14 protein-coding genes are annotated in these 13,663 nt (G+C 66.7%); 7 read left to right on the forward strand and 7 right to left on the reverse strand.

Features of this window, described 5'->3' with window-relative positions:
* Positions 1-54 precede the first annotated feature (54 nt).
* Both DFO45_RS08790 and DFO45_RS08795 read left to right on the forward strand, forming a co-directional pair.
* Entirely contained in the window at positions 55-1,248 is a 1,194-nt protein-coding gene (locus tag DFO45_RS08790) for an MFS transporter (RefSeq protein ID WP_133864557.1), read from the forward strand.
* 131 nt (positions 1,249-1,379) lie between these two features.
* Complete coding sequence (locus tag DFO45_RS08795) at positions 1,380-2,414, forward strand: AAA family ATPase (protein ID WP_133864558.1); 1,035 nt, start codon at positions 1,380-1,382, stop codon at positions 2,412-2,414.
* Between the two features lie 10 nt (positions 2,415-2,424).
* Here DFO45_RS08795 and DFO45_RS08800 read toward each other — a convergent pair whose 3' ends face one another.
* From DFO45_RS08800 to DFO45_RS08820, 5 genes are all read right to left on the reverse strand, one after another.
* Positions 2,425-3,012: a DNA-3-methyladenine glycosylase I gene (locus DFO45_RS08800; protein WP_245518004.1), complete on the reverse strand. Its 588-nt coding sequence runs from the start codon at positions 3,010-3,012 to the stop codon at positions 2,425-2,427.
* Positions 3,009-3,854 carry a folate-binding protein YgfZ gene (locus DFO45_RS08805; protein ID WP_133864559.1) on the reverse strand — a complete coding sequence of 282 codons (846 nt, stop codon included), beginning with the start codon at positions 3,852-3,854 and terminating at the stop codon, positions 3,009-3,011. The genes DFO45_RS08800 and DFO45_RS08805 overlap by 4 nt, the downstream gene beginning before the upstream one ends.
* 158 nt (positions 3,855-4,012) lie before the next feature.
* The gene (locus DFO45_RS08810) at positions 4,013-4,285 is read right to left on the reverse strand and encodes a hypothetical protein (protein ID WP_043878786.1); all 273 of its coding nucleotides are present in this window, start codon (positions 4,283-4,285) and stop codon (positions 4,013-4,015) included.
* 186 nt (positions 4,286-4,471) lie between these two features.
* The gene (locus DFO45_RS08815) at positions 4,472-4,879 is read right to left on the reverse strand and encodes a TIGR02301 family protein (RefSeq protein WP_012168930.1); all 408 of its coding nucleotides are present in this window, start codon (positions 4,877-4,879) and stop codon (positions 4,472-4,474) included.
* A 30-nt stretch (positions 4,880-4,909) separates the two neighbouring features.
* Positions 4,910-5,335, reverse strand: a complete 426-nt coding sequence (locus tag DFO45_RS08820) for an NUDIX hydrolase (RefSeq protein ID WP_012168929.1) — start codon at positions 5,333-5,335, stop codon at positions 4,910-4,912.
* Positions 5,336-5,520: 185 nt separating this feature from the next.
* Here DFO45_RS08820 and DFO45_RS08825 point away from each other — a divergent pair, with 185 nt between their 5' ends.
* Together DFO45_RS08825 and DFO45_RS08830 are read left to right on the forward strand one after the other, a co-directional pair.
* A complete protein-coding gene (locus DFO45_RS08825) occupies positions 5,521-6,084 on the forward strand; it encodes an HD family hydrolase (protein ID WP_166657099.1) in 564 nt (187 codons plus the stop codon).
* Positions 6,081-6,587, forward strand: a complete 507-nt coding sequence (locus DFO45_RS08830) for a tyrosine phosphatase family protein (protein ID WP_133864561.1) — start codon at positions 6,081-6,083, stop codon at positions 6,585-6,587. Before DFO45_RS08825 ends, DFO45_RS08830 begins: the two co-directional genes overlap by 4 nt.
* On the opposite strand, the gene DFO45_RS08835 is transcribed toward DFO45_RS08830, so the two are convergent.
* Entirely contained in the window at positions 6,573-7,526 is a 954-nt protein-coding gene (locus DFO45_RS08835; RefSeq protein WP_133864562.1) for a methyltransferase domain-containing protein, read from the reverse strand. The genes DFO45_RS08830 and DFO45_RS08835 overlap by 15 nt on opposite strands.
* Positions 7,527-7,571: 45 nt before the next feature.
* Between DFO45_RS08835 and DFO45_RS08840 the strand changes: the two genes are divergently transcribed.
* Together DFO45_RS08840 and DFO45_RS08845 are read left to right on the forward strand one after the other, a co-directional pair.
* Positions 7,572-8,654 (forward strand): ligase-associated DNA damage response exonuclease, encoded by a 1,083-nt coding sequence (locus tag DFO45_RS08840; protein ID WP_133864563.1) that lies wholly within the window; start codon positions 7,572-7,574, stop codon positions 8,652-8,654.
* Positions 8,651-10,309 (forward strand): cisplatin damage response ATP-dependent DNA ligase, encoded by a 1,659-nt coding sequence (locus tag DFO45_RS08845; RefSeq protein ID WP_133864564.1) that lies wholly within the window; start codon positions 8,651-8,653, stop codon positions 10,307-10,309. The genes DFO45_RS08840 and DFO45_RS08845 overlap by 4 nt, the downstream gene beginning before the upstream one ends.
* 15 nt (positions 10,310-10,324) lie before the next feature.
* Here the strand turns inward: DFO45_RS08845 and DFO45_RS08850 are convergent, their stop codons facing one another.
* Positions 10,325-11,005 carry an acetyltransferase gene (locus tag DFO45_RS08850; protein ID WP_158304091.1) on the reverse strand — a complete coding sequence of 227 codons (681 nt, stop codon included), beginning with the start codon at positions 11,003-11,005 and terminating at the stop codon, positions 10,325-10,327.
* A gap of 360 nt (positions 11,006-11,365) precedes the next feature.
* On the opposite strand from DFO45_RS08850, the gene DFO45_RS08855 reads away from it, so the two are divergent.
* Positions 11,366-13,582 carry a glycosyltransferase gene (locus tag DFO45_RS08855; protein ID WP_133864566.1) on the forward strand — a complete coding sequence of 739 codons (2,217 nt, stop codon included), beginning with the start codon at positions 11,366-11,368 and terminating at the stop codon, positions 13,580-13,582.
* Positions 13,583-13,663 lie beyond the last annotated feature (81 nt).

The following is a 13,663-nucleotide window of genomic DNA, read 5'->3' on the forward strand; positions in this document are numbered from 1 at the left end:
GCGAACCCGGACAGGCCTATCGTCAGCCATCCTTCCGAGTCGCCCCTCCTCGCCATGGACGCCGTCCTTCTCCGCGTGCTCTGCGTCACCGCCGTCATCCAGCTTATCGCCTGGGGGACGGCGAGCCTTCTGGCCATCGTCGGCATCCGCATGGCGGCGGATCTGGGCATAGACGTGCCGACCGTCTTTGCCGGCAGCACCGTCTTCTATTGCGTCATGGGCGTCTGCAGTCCGGTGCTGGGCAAGGGTTTCGTGCGCCATGGCGCGCGGCGGATGATGATGGCCGGCACGCTGGTGGCGGCGCCGGGCTTCGCCCTCCTCGCCATCGCCACCGGCCCGCTGCCCTATTTCGCCGGCTGGACGCTGCTCGGCATCAGCGGCAGCGCCATGCTCTCCACCGCCGCCGCCATCCTCATCCATGAGACGGCGGGGGCGCGGGCGCAGCGGGCCATGGGCGCGCTGATGCTGGCGACGGGCCTCTCCAGCAGTCTGTTCTGGCCCACCACCGCCGTGCTGGCGGACCTCTGGGGCTGGCGCGCCACCTGCTGGATCTATGCCGGCCTGCACCTCGCCGTCTGCCTGCCGCTGCTTGCCTTCGCCTTGCCGGCCCGCACGCCTGCGGCAGCGGCCGCCGCCCCCACGGAGGCGGTGCCCGCGAAGCCCGCGCCGCGCCTGGGGCGCAGGCGCACCTTCAGCCTGATGATGACGGCCATCGCCCTCAATGGCTTCGTCGCCTTCGGCTTCAACGCCATCTTCATCGAACTCCTGAAGGTGGAAGGCGTGCCGCCGGAGCGAGCGGTGGCAGTGGGCTCGCTGCTGGGCGTGCTTCAGGTCAGCGCCCGGGTCATCGATTTCCTCGGCGGCGGGCGCTGGGACGGGCTCACCACGGGCCTCTGGGCCGGCAGCTTCATCCTCGCCGCGCCGCTCATCGCGCTCATGGCGGATGGCTCGCTACTGGTGATCGGCCTGTTCGTGCTGGTCTATGGCCTCGGCACCGGCGCCTTTGCGGTCGCCCGCTCCACCATTCCGCTCGTCTTCTACGATCAGGCGGCCTATGCGCGGGCGCTCTCCACCATCGCTCTGCCGCTCAACATCGGCTGCGCGATCTCTCCGCCTCTGTTCATGGGCATGCTGCTGGAACACGGGGCCCCGTCCGTCCTCAGCCTCGCCACCGCCTGCGCCCTGGTGACACTCGCCGCGCTCGTGGCCCTGCGGCGTTTCAGGCCGCAGCGGATCGTCGCAAGTTGAACCACCACCGGACTTATTCGATATATTGAACGCTACACATCTCCAACGATACATGTGGAACATTTCTTGCTATGTAAAAATGTGCGCACTTTCGGCTTATAATTCACGATCCAACGAACCGAGAGTTCAAAATGGCTAAATTTATAAGCATATTCAACAATAAAGGCGGCGTCGGAAAAACAAATTTGACATGGAATATTGCAGACTCTTTAGCTGAAAAAGGTAAAAACGTCCTTCTGATAGACTACGACCCGCAATGCAATCTGTCTATCGCGATGCTGGGCACCGAGAAGTTTAAATCTTTAGTTTCAAATCCGGCAGCAAAAACCATAAGAGCATTTTTGCAGGGATATCTGCAAAGCACAGGCCCTGGAAAGATACACACACATACCGGACCCCACACAAATACAAAAGTAAAAATCGTAGCCGGAGATTTCTGGTTAAATGTATACTCCGATGCATTGAACGTCGGCAATGATCTCCTTACAGGAAATGGCATATCCAAGTTCACCGCAATCAGGACGTTAGAGCATACATTAAATCAAGATGGCGAAAATTTCGACTACGTAATAATAGATTTACCACCATCCTTTGGCGGACTCGTTCGATCAGCCCTATATTCATCAGATTATTTAATAATTCCATGCACATCTGACACTTTTAGTGAGTATTGCATCAGCTTAATTGCCCAGATGTTACCCCAATTTATTAATGATTGGAACACAGGGATTCAACGATTTAAGCAAAACAATTATGGATCGGCCGACTTTGATCATATTGGAAAGCCAAAATTTTCAGGATGGATTTTCAACGGATACGATACAAGATCCGGCAAAAAATTGCGAGCAGACCAAGCCCATGAAAACAATATCGAACAAGCCATCCAACGGCTTGTCAAAACGCTTTCCGCCGAAATTAAGAACTACAACGCTGTAATCGATGACCACGAAAAGGACTACAGCCTTGGTGGAGTGGAAGACATGAACGTCATAATTCAGAATAGTCTATGGCAAAACATACCTGCTTCAAAACTCGCCAATCATCAACAGGTAAAATCTCTGACTGGAGACAAGCAGAAATGGTCTTTAGAACAATTAAATTTGATACAAAAAATTAAAACGCAAATTGAAACGATATCTGACAATATAATATCGAAACTTGTATAAATTTAGCTCTTCACGCCCGCCAGCACGCCTCCAGATGGTCGTCCACGAGGCCGCAGGCCTGCATGGCGGCATAGACGATGGTGGGGCCGCAGAATTTGAAGCCCGCCGCCTTCAATTTCTTGGAGAGGGCGCGGGAGGCGGGCGTCTCGGCGGGAATGTCCTTCAGGGTGCGGGGACGGTTCACCTGCACGGTGCCGTCCACCGCCTCCCACATGAAATCGGAGAAGGCGATGCCCTTCTCCCGCAGGTCCAGATAGGCGCGGGCGGACAGCACCGCGCCTTCGATCTTGGCCCGATTGCGCACGATGCCGGCGTCCGCCATCAGCGCCTCCACCTTCTCCGGCCCGTAGGCGGCGATCACCTCCGGCTCGAAGCCGTCGAAGGCGCGGCGGAAATTGTCGCGCTTGCGCAGGATGGTGATCCAGGCAAGCCCGGCCTGGAAGCCGTCCAGCAGCAACTTCTCGAACAGCGCCCGCGAGTCGCGCTCGGGCACGCCCCATTCGGTGTCGTGATAGGTCACATAGAGCGGGTCGGTGCCGCACCAGGGGCAGCGGCACTTGCCGTCGCTATGCGGCGTCAGAATACGATCGGCGCTCACGCCCCCTCCATGTCGAAGCTCGCCCAGTCGGGCGCCTTCAGGGTCACTTCCACATCGCCGGCGAGAAGCGGCAGGCCGCTGGCCTTCGCCTCCGCCGCACGGTCGAGGCGCACGAGGGCGATGCCTTGAGCGCCGGCGATGGAGCCGATGCGGCCGACGGTCTTCTCGCCAGCCTTGATCTCGGTGCCGCTCTCCGGCGCCCCGGCGAGCAGGGCCGCCACGGTGCGGGTGCGGGCGATGCCCCGATGCTGGGTGCGCGAGACCACTTCCTGCCCGATGTAGCAGCCCTTCTTGAAGTCCACGCCGCCGAGCTGGTCCATGTCCGCCTCATGGGGGAAGGCGTCGCCATAGAGGAAATCGGCGCCGCCCTCGGGAATGCCAAGCGCAATGCGATGGGCGGCATAAGCGAAGGCATCGCCGCCCAGCCCTTCGGCAGTGGCGCGGGGCGCGACGGCGCGGGTGCCGAGTTCATCGAGGCGCGGATCGGCGAAGGCCTCGACGCCCTCTGGTGCGGCCTCATCGCCCCAGAAGGCGACAATGGCGCAGTCGGCCTGTGGCTCGAACCCGACATTGGCGCGCAGGCGATACATGGTGAAGCGCTTCACCAGATCCTCCAGCCGCGCCGCCGGCAGGTCCAGCAGCAGTGTCTCGGGCGTCGCCACCGGGGCATAGATGAGGAAGTCAGAGATGATCTTGCCCTGCGGCATCAGCAGCGCGCCATAGCGGGCGCCGCCGGGCTTCAGGCTGTTGATGTTGCAGGTGACGACATTGTGCAGAAAGGCGCGGGCGTCGGGGCCGGAGACGGCGAGGACGGCGCGCTCGGGCAGAAAGGCGTGGGCCATGGCCATGTCCCTGATCGGCAGGCCCGATGCGAAAGTCCGCATGGGCGCCGGGTGACGAAAAGGCACCCGCGCCGGAGCACGGGCCGTTCAGGCCATCATATATGCAAGGTCCGCGCCCGGCGCAGCCCGATATGCGCCACCGGGAACGACTGACAGGCTTACTGTCGCTGGCCGATAAGGGTGTATTCGCCGCCGCGCACGCGCTGGGCAAGGCTTTCCACATAATCGGCGGTCGGCTCCTCGCCATAGATGGCGACGAGGGTGCGCAGGGCCGAGAACAGGGCCGCCTGCACCAGGCAGTCCTCATCGAGACCGTCGCGCAGCGCTTCCGTCCAGGCATCTTCCAGATAGGACAGCGCCACGTGCCGTTCGTCCGAGGCCGGCTCGGCGACATGCAGCGGATGGCTGGCGAAATTGGACGTGCTCGACAAGACCGACCTCCGCGCCGCTCCCCGAATCAGGCGGCGAGCCAAGGAGTAGCACGCCCCACGGTCCCGTCACGGAAGTTCTGAACGAAAGGTTAACCGACCCACAGGGGGATGGGGGCGGCGCGATGAACGAAAGGCTGGAAACCGGGGCGTGGCCGTTACCTTTAAGGCCAAAACGCCGGAGTGCCCTCAGTTGCCGCCGTAGCGGACCACGATCTCATGGGCGAGCTTGGCGCCCTGGTCCATCTGGCGCTGCACGGCCTCGACGGCGGCGGGCGTGCAGGTGCGGTAGACGGTGGCGTAGCTGTTATAGCCGGCATTGAAGGCGGCGATCAGCTTGCCCTTGCGCGGGTCGGACGGCTGCTCCGCATCGATCAGCGTCTGCATCTCGGTGCGCCAGCTCTGGCCCTCGTTGGGGGCGCCGCAGAGCGGGCGCAGATAATGCAGCGATCCCAGCAGTTCCGCGATCTTCAGGAGATCCTGCTCATAAGGCGGGGTCGAGCCTTCAGACGACGCGGCCTGCGCCGGCCCGCACGCGAGCCCGGCGATCCAGACGGCCGAGGCAAGGAGAAGGGCGGCGGAGCGGAAGGTGCGCATGGCTTTTCGTGGCCCTGCGCGCACGCGCCGTCAAGGGGCCGCCATCAGCCGGGCGGCGGCGGCGACCACCTCCGCGAGCCCGTCCGTGCCCGGCAGGGCCGCCACCTCGTCGGGGGCGAACCAGCCGACCTCGATGGCCTCCTCGCCGATGGTCGGCTCCCCGGCGCGCCAGCGGGCGGCATGGGCGACCACGACGAAATGGGCGAGAAGCCGCTCGCCATCGCGCACGATGATGTCGCGGGCGGCGGCGACAGCGAGGATCTCCGCCTCCACCGCCACTTCCTCCATCACCTCGCGGGCGGCGGCCTCCGCCAGCCGCTCGCCCGGCTCCACCCGGCCGCCCGGCAGGCTCCAGAGGCCCGCGCCCGGCGCCTTGCCCCGGCGGGCGAGGAGGACGCGGCCGTCGCGGAAGACGGCCGCGCTGGCGGCAAGGGTGGGGCGGACGGGATCGGACATGGGCGGCCTTTCGCGTAGAGCGCCGCGAAACTAGCAGGCTTCTCTCCGCCGCACAGCGCCCCGGCTTCCGCCGCCCCACGGACCGCGCTAAGCCTCAGGGAATGACGGATTCGCCCGCACAACCGAGCCTGCCCCCCACCCCGCCTTCTCCGCCCGCCGGCAAGAAGCCGCGCGCCTGGCAGCGGATGCTCTCGGGCCGCCGCCTCGATCTGCTGGACCCCTCGCCGCTCGACATCGAGATCGAGGACATCGCCCATGGCCTGGCCCGCGTCGCCCGCTGGAACGGCCAGACCAGCGGCGACGACATCTTCTCGGTGGCCCAGCATTCCCTGCTGGTGGAACGGGTCGCCCGCGCGCAGACCCACGACCTTGACCGGAGCTGGCGCCTCGCCGTGCTGCTGCACGACGCCCCGGAATATGTGATCGGCGACATGATCTCGCCCTTCAAGGCGATGATCGGCGGCGACTACAAGACGGTGGAGGCCCGGCTTCTCGCCGCCATCAGCCAGCGCTTCGGCCTGCCGGTCCGCTGGCCGCAGGCGCTGGTGAAACTCACCAAGGCGGCCGACCGCGCCGCCGCCTTTCTGGAAGCCACCCGGCTCGCCGGTTTCTCCGAAGGCGAGGCGGTGAAGGTGTTCGGCCGTCCGCCCCGGCTCGACGCCGGCCTCGAAGCCGCCTATCTCTCTCCATGGCGCGCACAGGAGGCCAAGGAACGCTTCCTGGCGCGGTTCGAGGAAATCGCCCGATGATCTATGTCTGCTCCCTCTCGCGCCTCCACGAGACGGTGGAGCGCACCGGCGCCCGGCACGTCATCACCCTCATCAATGGCGGCACCGCCGTGACGCGGCCGAGCAATGTGGACCCGACCCACCACCTCTTCCTCGGCATCAACGACATTGTCGAGGAAGCCGAGGGTCTGGTGGCGCCGGGCGACACCCATCTGCACGACCTTCTGGACTTCGTGCACGCCTGGCCGCGCGAGGCGCCGCTTGTCATCCATTGCTATGCGGGCATCTCCCGCTCCACGGCGGCCGCCTACACCACGCTCTGCGCCCTCCTGCCGGAGGCGGACGAGATGGAGCTGGCGCTGCGCCTGCGCCAGGCCTCGCCCACGGCAACCCCCAACGCCCGCATCGTCGCGCTGGCGGACCGGGCGCTGAAGCGCGAGGGCCGCATGGTGAAGGCCATCGCCGCCATCGGCCGGGGGGCGGATGCCTTCGAGGGCGAGCCCTTCGCCCTACAGATCGACTGAGCGGACGAGAACGGCTACCAGCCCGGGCACGGGCGCGCCCTTCTCGGTGCGGGTGGAGCGGTCTTCCAGAAGGGCGACGGCGAGGCCCGCCCCCGCCGCCTGAGTCTGCACCAGCGCCCGGCCATGGGCATAGCGCAGCGTGTCGCGCAGCAGCAGGCCCTCCCCCTCGTGGGTTTCCAGCGTGAAGGCGAACAGGCCGTGCGGCGCCAGCGCTCTGGACGCTGCCGCGAAGATCGGGGCCAGATCGCCCACATAGCAGAGCGCATCGGCGGCGAGAATGAGATCGAGGCTTTCCTGCGCCTCGGCGGCCAGCGCCGCGCCCATCTCGCCCACCTCCAGCCGCGCATAGAGGCCGAGCGCGCGCGCCCGCTCCACCATGGCGGGGGAGAGATCGACGCCCGCCAGCGCCGCCACCTTGCCGGCGAACAGCCCCGCCGCAAGGCCGGTGCCGCAGCCAAGATCCAGCCCGCGCGCGAAGCGTTCCGCCCGCCTACGCCCGGCGCAGACAGCGCTCACCGCCTCCGCCAGCACCTCCGGCCCGCGATAGGCAAGCTTGCCGCGCAACGCTTCGTCGAAGCGCGGGGCATATTGATCGAACAGCGTGCGCACATAATCCGCCGACATGGCGCCCTCCGCCTCCGCGCCGCCAAGGCGCGCGAGCCTCAGGCCTGCGCCCAGCGCATCGGCGGGATCACGCGCGAGCACGGCGCGGAAGGCCTCCGCCGCCCCTCCCTCATCGCCGGCGGCCACCCGCGCCTCGCCCAGCAGGAACCAGGCGGCGACGAAATGGGGCGCTTCCGCCACCGTATCGGCGAGAAGCTCGGCCGCGGCGGCGGCATCACCCGCCTCCAGATCCGCCCGCGCCCAGTCGAGCCGGCGGTCGAGGGCGGGATTGCCGGAAGAGGCGGACAAGGGCTGAGTGCTGGACTGGAACGCCACGAAGGCCTCGCGGATTGCAACTGCGCACCCATATAGCCTTTAGCCATGCGCCCGGAAGACCTTCTCTGCCCCTCGCCCAAGGGCCTCTACTCTCCCGCCGGGGATTTCTACGTGGACCCGGTGCGCGCCGTGGACCGCGCGGTGATCACCCACGGCCATTCGGACCATGCCCGGCGCGGACACGGCAAGGTGCTGGCGACGCGCGAGACGCTCGACATCATGGCCCTGCGCTACGGGCCGGATTTCGCCGGCGAGACGCAGGCCATCGCCTATGGCGAGAGCGTCGAGATCAACGGCGTGCGCATCACCGCCCATCCCGCCGGCCATGTGCTCGGCTCGGCGCAGATGGCGCTCGACTGGCGCGGCCTCACCATCGTGGCCTCCGGCGACTACAAGGATGCGCGCGACCCCACCTGCGCGCCCTTCGTGCCGGTGAAGTGCCACGTCTTCATCTCGGAGGCGACCTTCGGCCTGCCGGTCTTCCGCCATCCGGATGCGGCGGACGAGACGGCCAAGCTCCTGCGCTCCGTCGCGCTCTTTCCCGAGCGCGCGCATATTCTGGGGGCCTATTCGCTCGGCAAGGCGCAGCGCATGATGGCGCTCATCCGGCAGGCGGGCCACACCGCGCCGCTCTACATGCACGGCGCGCTCACCGAGATCACCGCTTATTACGAGGCGCAGGGCATCGCCCTCGGCCCGGTGGCGCATGTGACGAAGATGGCCAAGGCGAAGCTCGCCGGCGCCATCGTCATCGCCCCGCCCATGGCGATCACCGACCTGTGGACGCGCAACTTCCCCGATCCCGTCACCGCCTTCGCCTCCGGCTGGATGCGCGTGCGGGCCCGCGCCCGCCAGCGCGGCATCGAACTGCCGCTGGTGGTCTCCGACCATTCGGACTGGGATGGGCTCACCGCCTCCGTCACCGCCACCGGCTGCGAGGAATTGTGGGTGACGCACGGAGCGGAGGACGCGCTGGTGCATTGGGCGCAGACGCAAGGCCTGAAGGCGAAGCCCCTGCACATGGTGGGCTATGCGGAAGAGGATGAGGCGGCCGAGGGCGAGGCCGTGGCGACGGCCGGCCCCGAGGCGCCGCCGCAGGATGGTGCGGCGGAGGAAAGCGCCCCATGAACCGCTTCGCCGAGCTTCTGGACCGCCTCTCCTACGAGCCGCGCCGCAACGCCAAGATCCGGCTCATGAGCGAGTATTTCCGCTCGACGCCGGACCCCGAGCGGGGGGTGGCGCTCGCCGCCCTGACCGGCAAGCTCTCCTTCACCAATGCCAAGCCCGGCCTTATCCGCGCCCTCATCGCCGAGCGCACGGACCCGGTGCTGTTCGAGCTCTCCTACGACTATGTGGGCGACCTCTCCGAGACCGTCGCCCTCATGTGGCCGGCACCAAAAGAAGAGCCGGAGACGGGCTCGAACCACGCGCCCTTCCTCTCGGAAATCGTCGAGGGGCTGGAAACGCTGCCCAAGCGCGACCTGCCCCGCCAGCTCGCCCTCTGGCTCGACGGGCTGGACGAAACCGGCCGCTGGGCGCTCTTGAAGCTCATCACCGGCGCACTGCGTGTCGGCGCCGCCGCACGCCTTGCCAAGACCGCCGTGGCGGCGCTGGGCGATCTGCCGCCGGATGAGGTGGAACTGGTCTGGCCCGGCCTCACCATGCCCTATCGCGAGCTTTTCGCCTGGGCGGAAGGCAATGGGGAGCGGCCGCAGACCACGGACCCGGTGCCCTTCCGCCCGGTGATGCTCGCCCATGCCATCGAGGAGACGGATTTTTCCGCCCTCGTTCCCGCGAGCTTCGCCGCCGAATGGAAATGGGACGGCATCCGCGTGCAGGCGGTCTGCGCTCGCAGCAGCGACGGCACGCGGGCGGCACGCCTCTACAGCCGCACGGGCGAAGACATTTCCGGCGCCTTCCCGGACCTCGTGGAGGCACTCGATTTCGACGGCGCGCTCGACGGCGAACTGCTCATCGTGCGCGAGAAAAGGGTCGAGACCTTCAACGTTCTTCAGCAACGGCTCAACCGCAAGGCCGTCACCACGAAGATGCTGGCGGAATTCCCCGCCCATATCCGTGCCTATGACCTGCTCGCCGTCGATGGCGAAGACCTGCGGCCACTGCCCTTCCGCGACCGGCGGGCGCGGCTGGAGGCGCTGATCGCGCGGCTCGAGACCCAAGGCCACACGCGGCTTGACCTCTCGCCGCTCGTGCCGTTCGCGGATTGGGAGGGCCTCGCCGCCGCCCGCCGCGATCCGGCCTCGGCCGGAGCCGGCCTTGATGCGGAGGCGGTGGAAGGGGTGATGCTGAAGGGCTGGGACACCGCCTATCTCCCCGGCCGCCCCAAGGGGCCGTGGTGGAAATGGAAGCGCGATCCCCACACCGTGGATGCCGTGCTCATGTATGCCCAGCGCGGCCACGGCAAGCGCTCCTCCTTCTATTCCGATTACACCTTCGGCGTCTGGACGCAGGGCGAGGAGGGCGATGTGCTGGTGCCGGTCGGCAAGGCCTACTTCGGCTTTACCGATCAGGAGCTCATCGAGATCGACAAGTTCGTGCGCCGCGCCACCATCAACCGCTTCGGCCCGGTGCGCGAGGTGCTGCACGAGCCGGACGAGGGGCTGGTGCTGGAAGTCGCCTTCGAGGGCCTCGCCCGCTCCACCCGCCACCGCTCCGGCGTAGCCATGCGCTTCCCTCGCATCGCCCGCCTGCGCTGGGACAAGCCGCCCCGCGAGGCCGACCGGCTGGAGACGCTGGAAGCGCTGCTGCGGAAGGAGGAGTAACCTCTCCCCCGGCGCCTACTCGACCGGCACGCTGCGGCGCGTGGCAAAGGACAGGCGGGTCTTGATGCGCGTCGCCTGCTGCGACACGGCAATCGCCCGGTCGGGCATGTCGCGCCGCACCACCGCATTGACGCCGATCCGGCAATCGTCGCCGATGGTCACGCCTGCATGAATGCGCGCGCCCATGCCGATCATGCAGCGTTTTCCGATCCGCACGTCGCTGGCAAGCGTCGCATGGGGCAGAATGACCGTGAAGTCACCAACCCTCACACGGGCGCCCAGAACATTATGCGCAAAGAGATGCACGTGACGCCCGAGGACGACATCCGTGAGAATGGCGAAGGGGCCGACATAGCATCCCTCGCTGATGTCGGCATGGGATGAAACCACCGATGACGGATGCACGAAGCGGGGCCACCGGCAGCCCCTAAGGGCCGGCCGCTCCCGCACCTGCGCGGCGTGATCGGGATCGGCGATGGTCAGGAAGGCCGCAACGTCCGAGCCGTTCAGATCGTCGATGAAGCCGACCGTGTGCCCCAGCACCTTGCCCGCAGGCCGGTCATCCGCAATGCCCCGCACCGCAACGCCGGCCGTCTCGAAGATGCAGATCAGATTGCGGGCATTGCGGCCGCCGCCGATCAGCAGCAGGCCATCCGGAGTTTCGGGAGACAGGGGCGCGATCAGGGACATGGGCATCTGAGCGTTCGGAACTCGACAGGGCGGGTGCATCGGACAGGGAGTGGCCGGGAGGGCGCGGTTCCTCTGAGAGGCAAGGCGCGGCGGCCCATCCACCGGCCGGACACCTCGCCATGTGATAGGCAGTCTCGCCGCGGCGGGCAATTCCCATTTCATGGATGCATCAAATAATACCACCCACAGCAATCCAACTTGAAGTCTACCGCCCCGGTCCTCTAAAATTATGTTCGAACGCTTCTTGCGCTTCGCTGTGGCGCGGAGCGCATGGGCGCACGGGTAAATCTGAAGCGTTCCGACCGAAGAACAATGGTTCTCTTATAAACCGAGCGACCGAAAACCGCTCCAACGAAAAGAACAATCGTGATCCTGATCCTCACCTACGCCAAGGTCTGCACCACCTCGCTGCATCACCTGTTGACCGAACGCTTTCCCGGCGACGTGTTCCGCAGTCATGGCCTGGAGCCCTGGATTCTCGATCCGCTTGAGCGCTTTGCCGCCGCAGTCACGGCCGATACGTCGGGCCTGCGTGGATCGTTCGACAACGGGCCGATCCGGGAGCGCCTCGCCCATGCCCGCGCGACCGGCGAAACGATCACGATCATCAGCGGCGTGCGCGATCCCGTCAGCCGTTCGCTGTCGGTCGCGATGCAGAATCTGGAGGCCGCCTTCGCGGATTGCGTGAGCCCATCCGTCCAGGCCAGCGCGGAAGCCATCGCAACGCGCGTTGCCGACCTGTGGCTGCGTGAGACGACGGACGGCGATCCGGTCCGCACCTTTCTGGAAAAGATGATCCGGGCCCCCTTCGAGTGGTTCGAGCAGGAACTCGCGGGGCCGTTCGGCTTTGATCTCCGCGAACAGGCCTTCGACACGGCGCAGGGCTATTCCATCCAGAGCCGCGACAATGTGCGCCTGCTGCTCTTCCGCCACGAGCGCGCACCGGCGGCCATCGAGAAGGGCCTCACGGAGCTGTTTCCGGGAATGGACTTCGTCCTTCCCCATGACAATACGGGCGAGGACAAGCCGAGCGGCGGCATCTACCGCGCCCTGCGGCAGTGCTTCCGGCTGCCGCGGGCGACGCTTGAGGCGATCTACGCCCATCCCGACGTCCGCCCCTATTTTGGCGAGGACGAGATCACCGCCGCCATGGAGCGCTGGGCGGAGCCCGCGCCGCAGTCCGCCTGGGTCATGCCGCCGCCGCCGGCGGCCCCTCGGCAAACCTTCGCCGCAACGGTCTTCATCCCGCTGCGCAACCACGCCCAGTGGATCGGAGCGCAGATCGACAGCCTGCTGGCCCAGTGGCGGCCGGACGTGGAACTGGTGCTGGTGGACGACGGCTCACAGGACGGCAGCCTCGCTGCCGCGCTGGACCGGCTCGGCGGCCGGCCCGAGGTCATGGCGACCGTCATGCGCAACAGCACGGCGCTCGGCCATGGCATGCTGCCCGCCGTTCTCGGCCTGTCCCGCGCGCCGGTCATCATCCAGGCGGACAGCGACGACATCGCCCTGCCGGGGCGCCTCGACACCATCATCGGCCATTTCGCGGCCGATCCCGATTGCCGGCTGGTGACCTCCAATGCCGTGCTGCTGAGCGAGACCGGCATTTCCATCGGCGTGCTCGATCCGCATGCGGCGGACGCCCGGCTCGACGACCCGGTGGCGCTGCCGGACCTCCAGCACAATTCCTATTGGCTGGGGGCCTCCTCCGCCTTCCATCGCTCGGTCATCGAGGCGTTTCCGCCGCTCGATCCGGAGCTGTGCGCCTATGGCCTCGATCTCCTGACCGGCTTTCGCGCGATCCTCCTTGGCAGCCAGCACTATCTGGCGCAGCCGCTCGTCGGCTGGCGCCAGCACGCCCGCAACAGCCACCGCGTCATCGGAGCACTCGATGCCACACCCGCCGGCAAGGAACATCTGGCGGCGATCCTCTTCATGACCCGCGCCCAACGGCTGCGGGACCTCGCGTGGCTTCAGGCGCAGGGCCAAGTCACTCCCGAGCAGGCCGCCCGGATCGACGCCCGGTGGCGTGCCGACCACTCGGCGCAGGCGGATGAATGGATCCGGCTCCGCAACCGGCTCACCGGGACCCATGCGGCACCCAACCCGCTGGACTCCCGCGCGTCCGAAGGCGCGGCGCATGTCCCGGCCGTGCCGCCCATTCTCACCCTCACGCGCGGGTTTGAATGGAGCGCGGCGCAGATGGACCCGGCGCTGTCCCGCTGGTCGGGCACCTATGGCGGCGACAGCCGGATGCTCTGGATCAGCCGGCAAACGGCCATCACGCTACGGATTCCGGAGCCCGACGCCGAGGCGCTGGTGCTGACGCTGGCCGGCATTCCCTATGTCGATCGGCAGTCCGTTTTCCTCTCCCTCGATTTCGCGCCGCCCCTGGAGATCACCCTCGTTGCCGGAGAAAGCCGGCGCGTCACGGTGCCCATCGTCCAGCGCCGCGATCCGGCCGGCGGCCTCATGACGCTGATGATCCGGGCGCCGGAAGCGGTCCGGCCATGCAATCTCGATCCGGCCAACCCTGATCAGCGAATGCTCGGCGTTGCGCTGTTCGCGATGCAGGTGATCTGACCGGCGGTGGGGCACGGGCGGCCGGAAAAAATCCGCCGCTTATGTCACACCCGGTCATTCTCCCTCGTCTTGTCCTCGAAC

Source organism: Azorhizobium sp. AG788 (assembly GCF_004364705.1).
Classification (GTDB): Bacteria; Pseudomonadota; Alphaproteobacteria; order Rhizobiales; family Xanthobacteraceae; genus Azorhizobium; species Azorhizobium caulinodans.

Excerpts from the sequence above, each read along its gene's own strand:
- DFO45_RS08825 (WP_166657099.1), top strand. The coding sequence starts at position 5,521 with ATGCTCTCGGGCCGCCGCCTCGATCTGCTGGACCCCTCGCCGCTCGAC.
- DFO45_RS08830 (WP_133864561.1), top strand. The coding sequence starts at position 6,081 with ATGATCTATGTCTGCTCCCTCTCGCGCCTCCACGAGACGGTGGAGCGC.
- DFO45_RS08840 (WP_133864563.1), top strand. The coding sequence starts at position 7,572 with ATGCGCCCGGAAGACCTTCTCTGCCCCTCGCCCAAGGGCCTCTACTCT.
- DFO45_RS08805 (WP_133864559.1), bottom strand. The coding sequence starts at position 3,854 with ATGGCCCACGCCTTTCTGCCCGAGCGCGCCGTCCTCGCCGTCTCCGGC.
- DFO45_RS08795 (WP_133864558.1), top strand. The coding sequence starts at position 1,380 with ATGGCTAAATTTATAAGCATATTCAACAATAAAGGCGGCGTCGGAAAA.
- DFO45_RS08790 (WP_133864557.1), top strand. The coding sequence starts at position 55 with ATGGACGCCGTCCTTCTCCGCGTGCTCTGCGTCACCGCCGTCATCCAG.
- DFO45_RS08850 (WP_158304091.1), bottom strand. The coding sequence starts at position 11,005 with ATGCCCATGTCCCTGATCGCGCCCCTGTCTCCCGAAACTCCGGATGGC.
- DFO45_RS08820 (WP_012168929.1), bottom strand. The coding sequence starts at position 5,335 with ATGTCCGATCCCGTCCGCCCCACCCTTGCCGCCAGCGCGGCCGTCTTC.
- DFO45_RS08845 (WP_133864564.1), top strand. The coding sequence starts at position 8,651 with ATGAACCGCTTCGCCGAGCTTCTGGACCGCCTCTCCTACGAGCCGCGC.
- DFO45_RS08815 (WP_012168930.1), bottom strand. The coding sequence starts at position 4,879 with ATGCGCACCTTCCGCTCCGCCGCCCTTCTCCTTGCCTCGGCCGTCTGG.